Genomic DNA, 17,530 nt, shown 5'->3' with positions numbered 1-17,530 from the left:
CGTCAACTCCTGATCAAACCGGGAAGCCACAGGGCCAGTTGCGGGAACAGCGTGAGAAGAACGACGAGCAGAACGGTGCAGCAGATATAGGGAAACGCCGCCCGCGCCACCTGGCCGATGGTGGTGCCGTTGGGGCTGACGCCGACCATGACGAACAGCAGCAGGCCGAAAGGCGGTGTGGCGAGGCTGAGCTCCAGCGCCAGAAGCATGATGACGCCGAACCAGATCGGATCGAACCCGTAAAGCCCGACCAGCGGCATGAAGATCGGCAGCGTGAGCATCATGATCGAGAGCTGATCCATGAACATGCCGAGGACCAACAGCACCAGGAACATGATGGCCAGCACCAGATAGGCGTCGAGCTCGAAGCTGGTTGCAAACGCGATCAGCCCGGACGAAGCCCCCGAAAAGGCGAGGATCTGCGAGAATGTCGTCGAGCCGACGATGATCATCAGCATCATGGCCGAGACCTTCAGCGTGCCGGTGAGCGACCTCACGACCGCGTCCCAGCTGAGCGAGCGATAGACCGCCGCCAGCGCCACCACCGACAGGGCGCCGAAGGCCGCCGATTCCGTCGGCGTCGCCCAGCCGAGCAGGATGAGGCCGACGACCGAGAAGACGACGATCCCCATCGGCAACACGTCGACGAGAAGTGCCCGGGCGATCTCGGCCAGGCTTGCCCGCTCCGCCGCGTAGCCCGGTGCGGCCTCGGGATCGACGGCGATCTGCAGGCGGATGGTGGCGATGAACAGGAGGGCCAGCACAAGACCGGGCACGAGACCGGCGATCAGCAGCGCGCCCACGTCGATGCGGGCCAGCGACCCCAGGAGCACGGCGAGCGAAGAGGGCGGGATGATCATAGCAAGCCCTCCCGTGGCGAGGATCGGGCCCATGATCATGTGCGGCTTGTATCCGCGCCGGATCATGTCCGGCATCAGCGTCGTGCCGAGCATGGCCGTGTTGGCCATGGAGGAGCCGGACAGCGTGGCGAAGATCGTACCGCCGCCGACCGTCAGGTAGGAGAGCCTTCCCTTCACGCCGCCGAAACACTTGTCCAGCGCATCGAACACGCGGATGGCGAGCCCGGTGTGAAACAGCAGCTCGCCCATGATGAGGAACAAGGGGACGGGCACCAGCGCGAAGCTGGTCACCGAGGTGGTGGCGTTGGCGACGAGCTGATCGATGCCGATCATGCCGCCCATGAAGATGTAGACGCCGACGATGTTGATGGTCAGGAAGGCGATCGCCACCGGCATGCCGAAGAACATCAGGAAGAGCAGGCCGCCGATCATCAGCATGGCGGCTTCGTACCAGGCCATCAGTGCGCTCCCCCGCTGCCCGTATAGGTTTGCCCGCGCATAAGAAGACGCAGGAACTCGAGCGCCATAAGGCCGAAGCCGACCGAAAGCATCGCGTAGAGCACCCAGGACGGAATGTTGATGGAGCGCATGTCCACCGAGCGGGACTGCACCATCTCCAGGCCGACCGCAGCAGAGCGCCAGCACAGAAGGCCGAGCGTCAGGATGGCGAGGGCAAGGACGATGCGGCCCGCCAGGAGGCGGGTCTTCTCCGGCATCGCCCCGACGAAGGAATGGATCGCCACATGCCCGTTGGTCCGCACCAGCCAGGGCGCCGCCGCCATGGTCGAGAACAGCATCACATATTCGACGATGGCGCTGGTGGACTGGAACGGGCGATAGCCGGTGTTGCGCAACACGACGTCGACGATGATCGCCACCGAAATGAACACCAGGCTGGCTGCGCCGAGCATCGCCAGGCCAAGGATGATCCAATTGTAGATACGAAGCAGAAACATGGTGCGCGGCTCTTCGAGGGTAAGCGGCGGACACCCCTTCCTGGATATCCGCCGTCTTGTTGTCAGCGGTCGTAATAGGCCTTGCGCAGCGCGTCGTAATATTCCGAGCCGGCGTCCTTCATCCGCTTCCAGGCGCTGTCATAGGCAAGGTCGAGGAATTTCGCCTGCGCTTCACCCTCGAGAGAAACCACCTGCATGCCGTCCTCTCGCACGGCCTTGTCGGTTTCCTCGATCACGCTCTGGAAATTGTCGTAGGAGGTCTTCTCATACTCGGCGGCCGCCTCGTTGAGCACCTTCCTGGCTTCGTCGCTGAGCCCCTCCCACTTGGCCGGATTGATGACGACGGCAAGATCTGTCTGGAAGAAGCCGGGATCGATGCGGTAGCGCAGGAACTTGTCCCAGGAAAGGTCGCGGATGCCGACGATCGGCCAGCCCGAACCGTCGAAGGTGTTGCGTTCGAGGCCGGTATAGACATCCGGAACCGGTACGGACACGGGGATCGCGCCCATGGCTTCGAAGAAGGAATTGTAGATCGGTTGCGAGCGGATGCGCAGCCCGTCGAGATCGACCCCGCCGTCTTCCGTGCGCCGGGGCTCATTGATCGTGTAGATGTAGAACTTGACGCCGGTGTCGAGGTGGGCGAGCAGGTTCACCCCGAGCTTCTTGGAGAACGCCTCCTGCATGATGGCGAAGCCGCCGTTCTCACGCGCCGCCGCGGCCGTCACCGTGGAGCCGACCCAGGCGTCGGCCTCCGGCATCGTGCCGAGATAGTAGGAGGCGGGGCCATATTGCATGTCGATCACGCCGCGGCGCACCGCATCGACCTGCTGGTTCGGCGGAAACATCTCCGGGCCGCCCGCATAGTTGATCTGGACGATGCCCTTGCCGCGCTCGTTCACGAGGTCGACAAACCCTTTGAAGCTCTGCGAAAAGGCCAATGACTGCGGGAAGGCGGAGATCGCCCGCAGGGTTTCCTCGGCATTCGCCTGCCCCACGAAGGCCACGGCTGTCAGCGCCGTCGCAAGAAGGCCCCTCTTCAGCATTCCGGTGATGGTCGGTGTCTTGCCCTGATGCATTGTCCTGTCCTCTCTGGTTGTCCGGCTTGTTCCGCCGGTTGGTTTCAGTCTTTCCTCGATCCTGTCTTCAAAGAACCGGAGCGCGGATGAGGCCCGCATGGTCGAGCGCCTTCAGGAACGCCGCCATCCGGCGTTGACGGTAGGCGTCGACATCCACACCGGTGTAGTCGAAAAAGCCGGAACCGGTCTTGAGGCCGATCCGCCCCTCTTCCATGTTCCTGCCGATGATGTCGGGGGCGGCGTAGCGGTCGTCGCCGAAGGCCCCGGCGAGATAGCGGCTCGCGTAATAGAGGATGTCCCCGCCGCCCCAGTCGATGAATTCCAGCAGGCCGAGCACGCCGAAACGCAGACCGAAGCCATAGGTCACCGCCTTGTCGACATCCTCGGCGCTCGCCACGCCTTCCTCGACGATCCGTGCTGCCTCATTCATGGCCAGCGCCTGAATGCGCGGCACGATGTAGCCGGGGGATGCCTTGCAGACGATCGGCACCTTGCCGATGCCCTCCAGGAAGCCTTTCACGAAGGCCAGCGTCTTCTCGCTGGTCTCGTCGGCCGGGCTGAGCTCGACGAGCGGCATCAGGAAGGCCGGGTTGAGCCAGTGGGCGTTGAGGAAGCGCGCCGGCGCATCGGTCAACCCCGCAAGCTCGGTCGACAGCATCGTCGAGGTGGTCGAGGCAAGCACCGCCGCCTCGTCGGCATGGGCATCGAACAGGGCGAAGGCATCGCGCTTGGCCTCCATCACCTCCGGCACCGCTTCGAAGACGAGGCCGGCGCCGGCCATGGCGGCAGCCGCCTCGCCGCGCGGCACCACGCTGATGCGCGCCATGACGGCCGGGATCGCCGCGGCTTCAAAAGCGCCGAGAGCGGCGATCGACTGCAATGCCGTGCGAACTTCCTCGAGGGCTTCATGGGCAAGCTTTGCAAAGGCCGCGGCATCGCGTTCCTTGGCGTCGATCAGCCGCACGGCATGCCCCGCATAGGCAACGCACTGGGCGATGCCGCGCCCCATGCGCCCGGCGCCGATGCAGGTGACGATCAGCCCCTCGCCCATCATAACCCCTCGCGCAACATGGCCTGCAGCCCCTCGCGGCTCTCGCCGGCCAGGCCGAGGCGCTCCATCGTGCGGCCTTCGGTGCGAAAATCGCGCTCGGCAACGGCGCCGGCGATGGCCAAAAGGCCGGCAGCCACCGGACACGGGATGCCGGCCCAGTCACCGACCGAGACCAGGAAGGCGAGCCCCATACCGACATCCTCCAGCATGTAGCGGTGGGTCTTGAGGTCGAGGGTCTCGTGCCAATCGCCCGACCCCACCAGCTTGTCATGCGCGAGGTTGCCGTACATCCAGTCGCTGGTCTCGTAATGGTCGGCGAGCGGAAAATGCGGCGCCCGGTAGCCGAGCGCCTCGCGGATCGCTATGCGCTCATTGTCAAGCGCAGTGTGGGTGCGGCGGATGGCCGGCTGCGTGCCTTCATTGTGGATGTCCCAGCGCTCGAAATGCTCGATCGGGCCGGCGTTCATCAGGATCAGTGGCGGATGGATTATCGGGCCTGCATTCATCAGCGCGCCCGACAGTGCGTCCTCGACCGGCTCGATGGAGGCCGGAAACGCTGCGGCGATCACCGCAATCGCACGGTCCGTGTGCCGCGCCGGCAGGACACCGGTCGGCAGCCGCGATGCGCGCGTCGTCACGCGCACCTCAAGCGGCCCCTGCTTGCGCGTCAGCCATGGAAGCGTTCCCGTCTCGGCGATGGCAATGTCCGCCGTGGACCCCGCCTCCCGGATCCGCTTCATCATGATGTAGGACCCGAACGTGCCGGGAGGCAGGTAGATCACCTGCCCGTCTTCCAGGATCGGTGCGAGCCGGGCGGCGATGCTTTCCTGGGCGAAGGCCGGCGTCGGCGCGACGATCAGTTCCGCCCCCTTCACCGCCGCCGCCAGATCGTCGGTCGGCACGACGGCGACCGGGCGGCTGCCCTTGTGATCGGTCAGCGTGATGCCGCCCGCGGCGGCAACATCGGCGAAGCTCTCGCGATCGCGCCGCCACCAGCGCACCTCATGGCCGCCCTCGGCGAAATCGGCCGCCGCCGCGTAGGATCCGTTGCCGCCACCCAGCACTGCTATCTTCATGCCCGCTTCCCTCCATTGGCCCGGCTGATCGGCAAGACCGCCGTGGCCTCGATCTCGACCAGCGCATCCGCTTCCACCAGGCGCGTCACCTCCACGGTCGCCATCGCAGGGAAGCAGCGGCCGAAGACGTCCCGGTAGGCCTGCCCGAGCCCCTTCGGATCGGCCAGGTACTCCTCGATGCTCGTGACATACCAGGTGAGCCTGGTCAGATGCTCCGGGCCGGCGCCGGCCACCGACAGCACTTCGCGGATGTTGCGGAAGGTCTGATGCGCCTGCGCCACGAACCCGTCGGGGAAACGCCCTTCAGCATCCCAGCCGACCAGCCCGCCGGTGTAGATCGTTCCGCCATCGGTCATGACCGCGTTGGCATAGCCCTTCGGCACCGGCCAGCCCTGCGGCTGGAGCACATGGTGCAGAAGCCCGGCGCTCTGGCTGTCGGCCGGGTTTGTCGTTCCGTTCATCGTGAGGTCTCCTCCGTCTCCTCAAGCGCGACCGGGACACCCCCTCCGGCCCGATAAAGCGCGTGAATGTGCTTCAGCGCCTCCTTCAGGAGCGCCGCCTCGCCCGGCCGCATCTGCCGGACGATCGAGCGCTCATGCGCCCTTGCCGCCTCGACCAGCTCGGCGCCGAGCAGACGGCCGCTGTCCGTCAGATAGACGCGGACGCGGCGGCGGTCGCGGGCATCGCTGCGCCGCTTGACCAGCCCCTTGACGGCCATCTGATCGACGATCTTGGTCAGATGCGACTGTTCGATCAGCGAGAGCTGCGCGAGCTGGGTGACCATCTGCCCGTCCTCGTCGCTGAGGCAGGCGAGGATCCGCCATTCAGGCGCCTTGAGCCCGCGCGCCCGCACCCGGGCATGAAAATCCGCGCTGGCGGCATCGCTGGCGGCGGCCAGAAGATAGAGCAGGTACCCGCCGACAAACCCCTTGCTGTCCGAAACATCGACCCCTTCCTGCTTTTTCGCGATCGTGTTCATCGGCGCACCATCACATGGAATTCGGGATCAGAAGGGCCATGGCGGGGATCGCGATCAGCAGCCCGAGGCGGACGATGTCCATCACGACGAAGGGGACGATCCCGGCGAAGATGCGCTCGATCGGGATGTCCGGCGCGACGGTGCGCATGACGAAAACATTCATGCCGATGGGCGGCGTTATGAAGCTCAGCTCGGTGGCGATCACCACGAAGATGCCGAACCAGATCGGATCGAAGCCGAGGCCGGTAACGATGGGGAACAGGATCGGCACCGTCAGCGTGATCATCGAGATGCTCTCCAGCAGGCAGCCCAGTACCAGATAGATGACGACGATCATCAGGATGACCGGGTAGGGACCGACGCCGAGCGCGTTGATCCAGGTTCTCAAGTCGCCGGTCAGTCCGGAGAAATTGACATAGTTGAGGAAGTAGAGCGCGCCGAACAGGATGAAGAACATCACCGCGGTCGTCTTGGCCGTGTCGAACAGCGTCGCCAGCGTGTCCTTCAACGTCAGCCGTCCGCGCATGAAGGTCAGAAGAAAGGCCCCGCCCGCCCCCATTCCGGCAGCCTCGGTCGCCGTGAAGATGCCAAGATAGATGCCGCCGAGGACGAACACGAACAGGCCCAGCGCCCAGACGACGCCGCGCAAGGCGCGGAGACGGTCTGCAAGCGGCAGCTTCGCTTCCGTTTCCAGATGCTCGCGATAGACGGCCAGCGACAGGCGAACGGCGATCATGTAGCCGACGATGCCGATCAGGCCGGGCAGAATGCCCGCCAGAAACAGCTTGCCGATGTTCTGCTGGGTCAGGATGCCGTAGATGACCAGGATCACCGAAGGCGGGATGAGAATGCCGAGCGTGCCGCCGGCGGCGATGGAGGACGCCGCCAGGCGGTCCGAGTAACCGTATTTGCGCATGGCCGGCAGCGAGATGCGGGCCATGGTCGCGGTGGTGGCGAGCGAGGAACCGCAGACCGAGGAAAAGCCTCCGCAGGCGACGATGGTCGCCATGGCGAGCCCTCCCTTGCGGTGCCTCAGCCAGGCATTGGCGGCCGCATAGAGGTCCCCCGCCACGCCCGACTGGACGACCAGATTGCCCATCAGCAGGAACAGGGGAACGACGGACAGCGTATAGCTGCGGCCACTGTCGAAATAGACCTGGCCAAGCATCGCCAGGGCTGGCTGCCAGCCGATGATCGAAACCACGCCGATGAGCCCGACCGCAGTCATCGCGAAGGCGATCGGCACGCCGGCGAAGATCAGGGCGAGCAGCGCCGCCATGCCGACCGGCCAGGCCATCACACGCCCCCGCCGTCGCCCTTGGGCAATCTGAGCAGCGCCGTGACGAAGGTGATGAGCGAGCAGATGCCGGCGATGACGGCCGTGACCTGGGCGAACGGCCCGAGCGGCGCGCGCAGGAAAACGGTGACCTCGTTGTAGCTGGCGAGCTGAGAGCCGTGCTTCCAGAGCTGCCAGGCGACGACGGCCAGCATGATCGACACGATGAGCCGTGCGGCCATCAACTGCAGCTTCTCGGCCGCGCCGCGCAGGCCCGCCGTCAGGAGATCGACGCTGATGTGCCCGTCATCGAGGCACACCGCCGGCAACCCCACGAATACGATCGCCATGAGCAGGATCTCCGTGTATTCGGAAGCGCCCGGCAGCGGACTTGAAAGCAGGTAGCGGCCGATGACGTCGATCACGGTGACGAGGGTCAGCGTGACGAGGAAGGCGCCGCAAAGGACTGCGGTCGCCAGTCTTAACCACCGCCGAGCCCGCATTGCGACCTGCTCGGAGGAAGCGGCCATTATTCGGCCGCCACCGCTGCGATTTCCTTCTTGAGCTTGGCGAGCATGGCGTCGAAGTCGAGCCCCTTCGCCTTGTACGCCGCCGCCAGGTCGTCGAACATCGGCTTTGTCCGCTCCTGCAGCTCGGCCAACTCCTCCTCGGTCGCGTCGTGGAACGTCACCGTCTCGCCGATGACCTCCATCCCGGCCGCGTCAGCCGCGTCCCAGGCCTTGCCGGCCATGCGCGAGAAGGCCTCGCCGGACACCGCCTCGATGGCCGCCTTGTCCTCGGCGGAGAGGCTGTCGAACTTTGCCTGGTTCATGACGAAGAAGAACGACACGTTGTAGAGGCCGCCCGGCACGCGCAACGCCGTGTCGACGAGGCTTTCCAGCTTGAAGAACGGCACGGATTCGACGGGGAAGAAGATGCCGTCGGCGATGCCGCCGGAAAGGATCTCGTAGGACTGCGGCGACGGCGCCTGGATCGACACCATGCCCATGGCTTCGGCCAGCTTGTTGGTGATGTTGCCGGCCACGCGCACCTTGGCGCCCGCCAGAGAGGAGAGCGGCTCGACGGGCTTGCCCTTGGTGAAGAGAAGGCCCGGGCCATGGCCGAAGACGCCGAGCACCTTGGCGCCCCGATGCTCACCCGCCTGCGCAAGATCGCTCGCATAGAGCCGCCAGAAGGCGACCGAGAGGCTTTCTGACGTGTCGGCGAGGAACGGCATCTCGGCGATCTCGGTCAGGGTGAAGCGTCCCGGCGTATAGCCATGGACGCCGTAGGTGAGATCGACGGCGCCGTTAGCCGCGAGATCGAAGTGGGCCGGCGGCGGACCGAGCGGCGCGTCGAGAATCTGGACCTCGATGCGTCCGTTGCTCGCCTCCTTCAGCTTCTCGGCCCATGGGATCATCATGTCCCTGACGATGGGATGAGAGGGCGGAAGCCAATTCGACATGCGCAGGACCGTCTCCTGCGCTGTCGCGCTCAAGCTCAGTCCGGTCAGAATAATAGATGCAGATACAAGCTTTTTTATCGTGCTAGCCATCTTATGTTCCTCCATGATGGCATTCCCCTTTTCCCGAGGCTTCCACAAGTTTCGCCGCTCTTCAAGCTTAAAAAGATGAAATTTCACTTTTTTAAGTTTGAAGCTTGACAGGCAGAAACATGCGAATTCATATTCTTGCGACCCGTGGGAGAAGGCCGGCGCACGACAAGGCCAAACGAAGTCCCCGCGGATGGAGGAGATTTCGGGTATGGGCGAGCTCAGGCTCAAGGTGCGGAAGACGCAAGCGCCGACGGCACAGATCCGGACGCTTGAACTTGTCGCCGAGGCCGGCGGCTCGTTGCCCGGCTACGCGGCCGGCGCGCATATCCGGGTCACCCTCCCCGACGGCAGCGACCGGCACTATTCCCTCGTCAACGTTCATGCGGCACCGGGCGCGACCCGCTCACCCGAGGCATACCGGCTCGGCGTGCGGCTCGAGGAAGAGAGCAAGGGCGGGTCCCGCTTCATGCACGGCCTGAAGGAGGGCGACGTGATCACCGCGTCGATGCCGCGTAACGATTTCGCGCTCGCCGACACCGATGCCCCCGTCCTGCTGATCGCCGGCGGCATCGGCGTGACGCCGCTGATCTCGATGGCGGCCGAGCTGAAGGCGAAGGAGCACCCGTTCGATTTTCATTATGCAGGCCGCTCGCGCCCGATGCTCGCCTTCGTCGACGAACTCACGGCGATCGATGCCGGCAAGCTGAGCATCCACTGCGACGACGAACCCGACAACTCTATCGACCTGAAGGCGCTGATCGGCCAGGCGCCGGCGAACGCCCACATCTATGTGTGCGGCCCGCGCGGCATGATCGAAGCGGTGCGCGAAACCGCCCATGCACGCGGCTTCGCCAAGGACCACGTGCATTTCGAGCTGTTCGAGGCACCGCAGACCGAGACCGGCGACAAGGCCTTCGAGGTGGAGATCAGCTCGACAGGCCAGGTCTTCACCGTGCCGCCGGGCAAGTCCATCATCGAGGTGCTGGAAGCCGAAGGCGTCGATCTCCTCTATGATTGCCAGCGGGGAGATTGCGGCATCTGCCAGACGACGGTGCTCGAAGGCATTCCCGACCATCGCGACGTGATCCTGACCGACGACGAGCGCGCCGCCAACAACGTCATGCAGATCTGCGTTTCTCGCGCCAAATCCGAGCGGCTGGTCCTCGACCTCTAGGCGTGGACAGCGCACCACAAGGGAGCCCGCAAGCCATGAGCCGATATGCCAGCGACCGCAGAGCCATCGAAGCCCTGGTGCGGCCGACCGAAGTGCATCGCGATATCTACATCGACGAGGAGGTGTTCGAGCTGGAGATGAAGCATCTCTTCGCCAACACCTGGGTGTTCGTCGGCCACGAGAGCCAGACGCCCGGCAAGGGCGACTACATCACCACCGAGATCGGCACGCAGCCGGTCATCATGGTGCGCCACACCGACGGCGAGATCCGCGTCCTGCACAATCGCTGCCCGCACAAGGGCACCAAGATCGCCATCGACCGCGCGGGCAATACGGGCAAGTTCTTCCGTTGCCCGTACCATGCCTGGTCCTTCAAGACCGACGGCTGCCTTCTGGCGATCCCGCTGCGCAAGGGCTACAAGGACACCGGTCTCGAGGAGAGCGAATCCGTCAAAGGCATGGCGCCGGTCGGCGCGGTGAAGAACTATCGCGGCTTCGTCTTCGCACGCCTCAATGCGGAAGGCCCGGACTTCGAAGATTTTTTCGGCCAATCGCTGAGTTCCATCGACAATATGGTCGACCGCTCGCCGGAGGGCCGGCTGGAGGTCGCCGGCCCACCGCTGCGCTACATGCATCGCTGCAACTGGAAGATGCTCGTCGAGAACCAGACCGACACCTGCCACCCGATGGTGGCCCATGAGAGCTCGGCCGGCACGGCGATCGAGCTCTGGGAGCAGATGGAAAAGCCGGAAGGGACGAAGAAGCCCATGGCGATGGAGGTCATCGCCCCCTTCATGAGCCCTTACGAGTTCTTCGAGAACATGGGCATCCGCACCTGGCCGAACGGCCACGGCCACACCGGCGTGCATCACTCGATACACTCCGACTATTCGGCCATCCCCGGATATTTCGAGCAGATGGTGGCGGCCTATGGCGAGGAACGCGCCAGGGCCATTCTCGGCGAGAACCGTCACAACACGGTCTATTTCCCCAACATCATGATCAAGGGGCCGATCCAGCAATTGCGCCTGTTCAAGCCGGTCGCCGCCAACCGCACCCTGGTCGAAAGCTACATCTACCGGCTGGTCGGCGCCCCCGACATGCTGCTCGAGCGCACCGCCATGTACAACCGGCTGATCAACGCGCCCACCTCCATGGTCGGCCATGACGACCTGGAGATGTACGAACGGGCGCAGGAAGGCCTGCATTCGGACGGGCTCGAATGGGTCAACGTGCAGCGGCTCTACGCGCCCGACGAGAATTTTGATGAAATCGCCGTCGAGAACGGCACCACCGAGCGCCAGATGCGCAACCAGTTCCACGCCTGGACGAAATACATGACGATGACGATGGGAGGAGACGCGTGATGGCTTTCCCGACCCGCGACGACCTGATCGATTTCGTCTACGAGGAAGCGCGCATGCTGGACGACGGGCGCTTCGATGAATGGCTCGATCTGTGGACGCCCGACAGCTTCTACTGGATGCCGCTCGATTACAACCAGCAGGACGACAGGCACGTCACGTCCCTGCTGCACGAAGACGCCTTCATGCGCAAGCTGCGCATCGAGCGCTTCAAGGGCGAGCGCACCTTCTCGCAGAAGCCGAAGACGCGCTGCCACCACGTCCTGCAGCGTCCTTTCATCGACCATCGGGACGACGAGAAGGGCGAATACACGACCCACACCTCGTTTCACTACGTGGAGACGCGTCTCGACGATCAGATCCTGCTCGCGGCGACCGCGCGGCACGAGCTGAAGCTCATCGACGGCAGGCTGAAGATCACGCACAAGCGCGTCGACCTTTTGAATTCCGATGCCGCCTTCGGCAACATCCAGATGTTCCTTTGAGGCTGCCCGGCACATGACCAGCGAAACCCCGCCCTTCGACACGGTCTTTGCCGCATTCGAGGCTGCCGCCCGGCGCTGGCCGGAGCGCCCGTTCCTCAACGTGATGCGGGAGACCGCCGACATCTACGGCATTCCCGCCGGCGAGATCCCTTACGGCGCGGCGCTCGAGCGGGTGGAAGCGTTGCGCGACGCCTATCGGCAGGCGGGATACCGTGTCGGCATGCGGGTCATGCTCCTCATGGAGAACCGTCCCGCATTCTTCCTGCACTGGTTCGCGCTCAACGCGCTGGGTCTCTCGGTCGTGCCGATCAATCCCGACCTTCAATCGGCGGAACTCGAATACATGGCCGGCCACGCGCGTCCGGTCCTGGCGGTGGCCATCGAAGCGCGCGTTGCCGACCTCGAACGCGCATCGCGTGCCTCGGGCGTCGGCTTCCCGGTCACGACACCCGAGGCCGCCCCGCCCGTGCTGGATCGGCCCGTTTCCGATGAGAATGCGTCATCGCCGGCTGCGCTCTCCCGCGAGGCCGCGATGCTCTACACGTCCGGCACCACGGGCAAGCCCAAGGGTTGCGTGCTCTCGAACCTCTATTTCCTGCACTCGGGCGGCTGGTATGCGCGGGCCGGCGGGCTGTGCGCCATGAACGAGGACGGCGAGCGGATGATCACGCCGCTGCCGATCTTCCACATGAACGCCATGGCCTATTCGCTGATGGCGATGGTGACGGTGGGCGGCTGCCTGACCGCGCTCGACCGTTTTCATCCGCGCACATGGTGGCAGAGCGTGCGTGACAGCCGCGCCACCTGCCTGCATTATCTCGGCGTCATGCCCTCGATGTTGATGAAAGCCGCCCCCTCGCCCGAAGACCGCGCGCACTCGGTCCGTTTCGGCTTCGGCGCCGGCATCGATGCGAAGCTGCACGGACCGTTCGAAGAACGCTTCGGCATCCCCCTGATCGAGGGTTGGGCGATGACGGAGACGGGGGCCGGGGCCGTGATCGTCGCCAATCGCGAGCCGCGCAAGCGCGGCACCAACTGTCTCGGCCGGCCTGGCCCGGACATCGAGGCGCGCGTCGTCGCCGAAGGCGGCAGCGAAGCCAGACCCGGAGAGCCCGGGGAACTCCTCGTCCGGCATGCGGGCGAAGATCCCCGCTTCGGATTCTTTTCCGAATACCACGCCAATCCGCAAGCCACCGCCGAAGCCTGGGAAGGCGGCTGGTTCCACACCGGCGACGTCGTCATGCGCGATCAGGACGGCGACTTCTTCTTCGTCGACCGCAAGAAGAACGTCATCCGCCGCTCCGGCGAGAACATCGCTGCGGTGGAGGTCGAATCCTTTCTCATGCAGCATCCCGAGATCAAGGCGGCGGCGGTCGCCGCCGTGGCCGACGATCTGCGCGGCGACGAGGTCTTTGCCTGCATCGTGGTCGATGGCGAGCGCAGCGAGGCACGGGCGCGGACGATCGCGGAGTGGTGCCTGGAGCGTGTCGCCTATTACAAGGTGCCGGGCTATTTCTCCTTCGTCGACAGCCTGCCGCTGACCTCCACCCAGAAGATCCAGCGAGGCGAGCTGAAGACCCTGGTGGCGAAGCTCGTCGGCGATCCGGCAACGGTCGACACGCGCTCCATGAAGAAGAGGCGGGCAGCCTAGTGGCGGGACGTCGCCACAGGCGCCAGAGCTATGACGGCGTCGTGCTCGCCGCCCCCGCCACCGTGCCCTATCAGCGATTTTCGAAGGAAACCGCCCACTGGTGGATCGCCCGCGCCCTGCGGCAGTCACTGCAGGCGGCGGGCATGACGCTGCGGGATGTCGACGGATTTTCGGTGGCGAGCTTCTCGCTGTTTCCCGACACGGCGGTTGGCCTCACGCAGCATCTCGGGCTCACGCCGCGCTGGCTGGACCACATCCCGATGGGCGGAGCGAGCGGCGTTGCCGCCCTGCGCAGAGCCGCCCGCGCCGTGCAGGCGGGCGATGCCGACGTGGTGGCCTGCGTCTCCGGCGACACCAATCATGTGGACAGTTTCCGCCGCATGCTGTCGAGCTTCAGCCGGTTCGCCCAGGACGCCTCCTATCCCTACGGGGCGGGCGGACCAAACGCCTGCTTCGCGCTTCTCACCGATCACTACATGACCAGCTATGGCGCCAGGCGCGAGGATTTCGGACGCATCTGCATCGCACAGCGCGACAATGCGCTGAAGAACCCGCATGCGGTGATGAAGACCCCGCTGAGCCTCGACCAATACATGGAAGCGCGCATGATTTCCGACCCGATCGCGCTGTTCGACTGCGTCATGCCGGTGAGCGGCGCCGAGGCTTTTCTGGTGATGCGGGAGCAGGACGCCCGCGCGGCGGGTCTCCCTCATGCCCACATCCGCTCCACCATCGAGCGCCACAACGCCTTTCCCGACGACCCGATCCAGATGCGCGGCGGCTGGGCCATGGATGTCGACGAGCTCTATGCCATGGCCGATGCCAGGCCCGACGACATCGACCTGTTGCAGACCTATGACGATTACCCTGTCATCTCGATGATGCAGATGGAGGATCTCGGCTTCTGCAAGAAGGGCGAGGGGCCGGCGTTCGTGCGGCAGCACGATCTGACCATCGGCGGCGATTTTCCGCACAACACCTCCGGCGGGCAGCTTTCGGCCGGCCAGGCGGGAGCGGCCGGCGGGTTCATCGGACTTGTCGAAGCGATCCGCCAGGTCATCCGAACCGCTGGGCCGACGCAGGTGCCCGACGCCAGGACAGCCCTCGTCTCGGGTTTCGGCGTCATCAATTTCGACCGCGGCGTCTGCTCCGACGCGGCCATCATTTCGGGGGCGGCATGACCTCGCCGATCGTTCCGCCACCCAAGAAGGACCCGCAGAAGCGCACCCGCACGCAGACGCTGCCTTCGGGCGCCAGAAGCAGGGCCGCGCTCGGTCTGACCGCGGCGGCCGCCGAAGGCCGCTTCATGCTGCAGGTCTGTGCCGAATGCGGTGCCGTGCAGTATCCCCCGCGGGATGCCTGCAGCGCCTGCCTTTCGACCGACCTGCCCTGGAAGGACATCCCGCCAGCCGGCCGGCTGATCGCGGAAACGACCGTGCGCACGAGCACCAGCACCTATTTCCGCGAGCGCACACCCTGGCGCGTCGGCACGGTCAGGCTCGACGCCGGCCCCTCGGTCATCTGCCATGTCCATGGCGATGTGGCGCGGGGCGGCGCGGTGCACATCATCAACAGGCTCGACAAGTCGGGACAGGGCGTGCTGTTCGCCCTGCCCGCCGAGAGGACGCAGAACATGGAAGACGACCCGCAACTGCGCGAACTGACGGCCAACCCGAAGTTCCGCCGCGTGCTGATCACCGATGCACGCAGCGAAAACGCCCTTGCGCTGGCGCAGGCATTCTCGAAAGCCGAGGCTTCGATCATCTTCCTCGGCGAGGCGGAGGGCTGGCGGCCCTATCCGCACCGCGCGGCGCTGGCCGCCATTCCCGGGGTCGAGCTCGTGCCGCTCGACGTCACCGACACGCGATCCGTCGCCGAGCTCGCCGGTGAGATCGGCGGCAAGACCGATATCCTCGTCAACAATGCGCGCTTCATGCGCCCCGGCGGCATCATGGACCGCGGCGACACGATCTTCGCCCGCGACGAGATGGAGGTGAACTATCTGGGGCTGATGCGGCTGGCCCAGGCCTTCGGTCCGGCCATGCGCGGCCGCGGTGCCGACGGGCAGAACAGCGCCGCCGCCTGGGTCAACATCCTGTCGGTGTATGCCTATGCGAACCTGCCGGCCTTGGGAGCCTTCTCGGCGGCGAGCGCCGCCGCCTGGTCGCTGTCGCAGTGCCTGCGCGCCGAGATGCGGCCAGGCGGCGTTCGGGTGATGAACGTCTACACCGGACCGACCGACGACGACTGGCATCAGCCCCTTCCCCCGCCGAAGGTCGCGCCTTCCGTCTTGGCAAAAGCGGTCGTCGCCGGGTTGAAAGACGGGCTGGAAGACGTCTTCGTCGGCGACGTGGCGCGGGACCTGATCGACCGCTGGCGCGCCGGCCCGAAAATCCTCGAACGCGAGATGAGCGAAACCGACGGAGGCGGCGCATGACGGCCAAGACATCCAACCCCGCCGCCCTCATCGGCGACCTGGCGTTGGCGCTCGCTTCGGGCGCGATCGAGGTCGTCGACCTCACCCACACGCTCGACCAGGATTTTCCGGTCATCGTCCTGCCGCCGGAATTCGGCCAGTGCGCCCGTTTCCGCATGGAGGAGATCTCGGCCTACGATCATCGCGGCCCGGCCTGGAAATGGCACAATTTCACCTGCTGCGAGCACACGGGGACGCATTTCGACGCGCCCTCGCACTGGATCTCCGGCCGCGACGTGCCGAACGGCAGCGTCGACGAGATCCCCGCCGCACGCTTCATCGGCCCGGTCTGCGTCATCGACTGCTCGGAAGGCGCGAAGGCGAACGAAGATTTCGAGCTGACGCCGGAGATCATCGCGGCATGGGAGGCAGAGCACGGCCGCATTCCGCAGGAGAGCTGGGTCCTGATGCGCACCGACTGGTCGAAGCGGCGTGGCGCCGCCTATCTCAACATGCGCGAGGACGGCGCCCATTCGCCGGGCCCGACCCCCGAGGCTGTCAGGCTGCTGGTCCATGAGCGGGGCATACGCGGCTTCGGCACGGAAACGGTGGGCACCGACGCCGGCCAGGGCGCCCATTACACGCCGCCTTATCCGGCTCACCACTACCTTCACGGGGCGGGCCGTTATGGCCTGCAATGCCTCAACAATCTCGACCGGCTGCCGGCGACGGGCGCCATGCTGATCGCCACACCGCTGAAGATCAAGAATGGCACCGGCAGCCCCCTGCGCGTCGTTGCCCTTGTGCCGAACAGGGAGTCGGACTGATGGATCAGGACCTCACCGCCGTGATCACCGGCGGCAACAAGGGGATCGGCGCCAATCTCGCCCAAAGAATGCTCGACGAAGGATACCGCGTCGTCTCGGTGGCCCGCCGAGCCCCGGAGTTCACGCATCCGCGCCTGAGCTCGGTGGAAGCAGATCTGCTGGATGCCGCTGCAGTCGCAGAGGCGGCGAGGGAGATCGCAGCCGCACACCAGGTCACGCATTTCGTGCAGAATGCCGGCCTGATCTGGCCGAACCTGATCGAGGACGTCAAGCCGCAGGACATCACCGGGCTGGCGCAGCTTCACCTCGGCTCGGCCCTGACGCTGCTGCAGGCCTTCCTGCCGGCCATGAAGGAGCGCCGGTTTGGGCGCGTTCTCTTCAACGGATCGCGGGCGGCGCTCGGCGCCAAGACCCGCACGGCCTATGGCGCGTCCAAGGCCGGCATGATCGGCATGGCGCGCACCTGGGCCCTGGAGCTCGCGCCGCACCAGATCACCGTGAACGTGGTCGCACCGGGGCCGATCCTGACCGATAATTTCTGGGGCATCATCCCGAAGGGCAGTGCGCAGGAGGCGGATCTGGCCGCCCGCATCCCGGTCGGCCGCCTCGGCGTCGCCGAGGACGTCACCAACGCCTTCATGTTCTTCGCCGATCCGAAATCGGGCTTCGTCACCGGGCAGACGCTCTATGTCTGCGGCGGCGCCAGCGTCGGCAGCCTGCAGCTCTGAGCGGCGCGAGCCGAGGTTTGCACCAGATCTGCAATACGGGCTGAAGCCCGCTTCAT

At 65.5% G+C, this 17,530-nt stretch carries 18 protein-coding genes; 8 read left to right on the top strand and 10 right to left on the bottom strand.

Translation table 11 applies throughout. The annotated features are described in order from the left end of the window. Positions 1–2 precede the first annotated feature (2 nt). From NUU27_RS00270 to NUU27_RS00225, 10 genes are all read right to left on the bottom strand, one after another. A complete protein-coding gene (locus tag NUU27_RS00270; RefSeq protein ID WP_257760023.1) occupies positions 3–1,319 on the bottom strand; it encodes a TRAP transporter large permease in 1,317 nt (438 codons plus the stop codon). Next, on the bottom strand, positions 1,319–1,816 hold the full coding sequence (locus NUU27_RS00265; RefSeq protein ID WP_257760022.1) for a TRAP transporter small permease: 498 nt from the start codon (positions 1,814–1,816) through the stop codon (positions 1,319–1,321). The genes NUU27_RS00270 and NUU27_RS00265 overlap by 1 nt, the downstream gene beginning before the upstream one ends. A 62-nt stretch (positions 1,817–1,878) precedes the next feature. Then, positions 1,879–2,892 (bottom strand): TRAP transporter substrate-binding protein DctP, encoded by a 1,014-nt coding sequence (gene dctP / locus NUU27_RS00260; protein ID WP_257760021.1) that lies wholly within the window; start codon positions 2,890–2,892, stop codon positions 1,879–1,881. Between the two features lie 67 nt (positions 2,893–2,959). Beyond that, entirely contained in the window at positions 2,960–3,943 is a 984-nt protein-coding gene (locus tag NUU27_RS00255; RefSeq protein ID WP_257760020.1) for a 3-hydroxybutyryl-CoA dehydrogenase, read from the bottom strand. Beyond that, positions 3,943–5,019 carry an NAD/NADP-dependent octopine/nopaline dehydrogenase family protein gene (locus tag NUU27_RS00250; RefSeq protein WP_257760019.1) on the bottom strand — a complete coding sequence of 359 codons (1,077 nt, stop codon included), beginning with the start codon at positions 5,017–5,019 and terminating at the stop codon, positions 3,943–3,945. Before NUU27_RS00250 ends, NUU27_RS00255 begins: the two co-directional genes overlap by 1 nt. Then, positions 5,016–5,480: a RidA family protein gene (locus NUU27_RS00245; protein ID WP_257760018.1), complete on the bottom strand. Its 465-nt coding sequence runs from the start codon at positions 5,478–5,480 to the stop codon at positions 5,016–5,018. The genes NUU27_RS00250 and NUU27_RS00245 overlap by 4 nt, the downstream gene beginning before the upstream one ends. Further along, entirely contained in the window at positions 5,477–5,998 is a 522-nt protein-coding gene (locus tag NUU27_RS00240) for a MarR family winged helix-turn-helix transcriptional regulator (protein WP_257760017.1), read from the bottom strand. Before NUU27_RS00240 ends, NUU27_RS00245 begins: the two co-directional genes overlap by 4 nt. 10 nt (positions 5,999–6,008) lie before the next feature. After that, on the bottom strand, positions 6,009–7,295 hold the full coding sequence (locus tag NUU27_RS00235; protein WP_257760016.1) for a TRAP transporter large permease: 1,287 nt from the start codon (positions 7,293–7,295) through the stop codon (positions 6,009–6,011). After that, positions 7,295–7,777 (bottom strand): TRAP transporter small permease, encoded by a 483-nt coding sequence (locus NUU27_RS00230; RefSeq protein ID WP_257760015.1) that lies wholly within the window; start codon positions 7,775–7,777, stop codon positions 7,295–7,297. Before NUU27_RS00230 ends, NUU27_RS00235 begins: the two co-directional genes overlap by 1 nt. Positions 7,778–7,803: 26 nt before the next feature. Beyond that, the gene (locus tag NUU27_RS00225) at positions 7,804–8,739 is read right to left on the bottom strand and encodes a TRAP transporter substrate-binding protein (protein WP_257760014.1); all 936 of its coding nucleotides are present in this window, start codon (positions 8,737–8,739) and stop codon (positions 7,804–7,806) included. A 298-nt stretch (positions 8,740–9,037) separates the two neighbouring features. On the opposite strand from NUU27_RS00225, the gene NUU27_RS00220 reads away from it, so the two are divergent. Genes NUU27_RS00220 through NUU27_RS00185 form a run of 8 tightly spaced genes read left to right on the top strand, consistent with a single transcriptional unit; the run spans position 9,038 to position 17,474 of the window. Next, positions 9,038–10,003: a PDR/VanB family oxidoreductase gene (locus NUU27_RS00220; protein WP_257760013.1), complete on the top strand. Its 966-nt coding sequence runs from the start codon at positions 9,038–9,040 to the stop codon at positions 10,001–10,003. 35 nt (positions 10,004–10,038) lie between these two features. Continuing rightward, a complete protein-coding gene (locus tag NUU27_RS00215; RefSeq protein WP_257760012.1) occupies positions 10,039–11,370 on the top strand; it encodes an aromatic ring-hydroxylating dioxygenase subunit alpha in 1,332 nt (443 codons plus the stop codon). Further along, a complete protein-coding gene (locus NUU27_RS00210; protein ID WP_257760011.1) occupies positions 11,370–11,852 on the top strand; it encodes an aromatic-ring-hydroxylating dioxygenase subunit beta in 483 nt (160 codons plus the stop codon). The genes NUU27_RS00215 and NUU27_RS00210 overlap by 1 nt, the downstream gene beginning before the upstream one ends. Before the next feature lie 13 nt (positions 11,853–11,865). After that, the gene (locus NUU27_RS00205; RefSeq protein ID WP_257760010.1) at positions 11,866–13,503 is read left to right on the top strand and encodes an AMP-binding protein; all 1,638 of its coding nucleotides are present in this window, start codon (positions 11,866–11,868) and stop codon (positions 13,501–13,503) included. Then, positions 13,503–14,684, top strand: a complete 1,182-nt coding sequence (locus NUU27_RS00200) for a thiolase family protein (protein ID WP_257760009.1) — start codon at positions 13,503–13,505, stop codon at positions 14,682–14,684. The genes NUU27_RS00205 and NUU27_RS00200 overlap by 1 nt, the downstream gene beginning before the upstream one ends. Next, positions 14,681–15,940 carry an SDR family NAD(P)-dependent oxidoreductase gene (locus NUU27_RS00195; protein WP_257760008.1) on the top strand — a complete coding sequence of 420 codons (1,260 nt, stop codon included), beginning with the start codon at positions 14,681–14,683 and terminating at the stop codon, positions 15,938–15,940. The genes NUU27_RS00200 and NUU27_RS00195 overlap by 4 nt, the downstream gene beginning before the upstream one ends. Then, on the top strand, positions 15,937–16,746 hold the full coding sequence (locus tag NUU27_RS00190) for a cyclase family protein (RefSeq protein ID WP_257760007.1): 810 nt from the start codon (positions 15,937–15,939) through the stop codon (positions 16,744–16,746). The genes NUU27_RS00195 and NUU27_RS00190 overlap by 4 nt, the downstream gene beginning before the upstream one ends. Further along, positions 16,746–17,474 (top strand): SDR family NAD(P)-dependent oxidoreductase, encoded by a 729-nt coding sequence (locus NUU27_RS00185; protein WP_257760006.1) that lies wholly within the window; start codon positions 16,746–16,748, stop codon positions 17,472–17,474. The genes NUU27_RS00190 and NUU27_RS00185 overlap by 1 nt, the downstream gene beginning before the upstream one ends. The last annotated feature ends 56 nt before the right edge of the window (positions 17,475–17,530 follow it).

It is taken from the genome of Nitratireductor sp. ZSWI3, assembly GCF_024655565.1.
Taxonomy (GTDB): Bacteria; Pseudomonadota; Alphaproteobacteria; order Rhizobiales; family Rhizobiaceae; genus Nitratireductor.
This window is presented reverse-complemented; position numbering and strand designations above follow the sequence as displayed.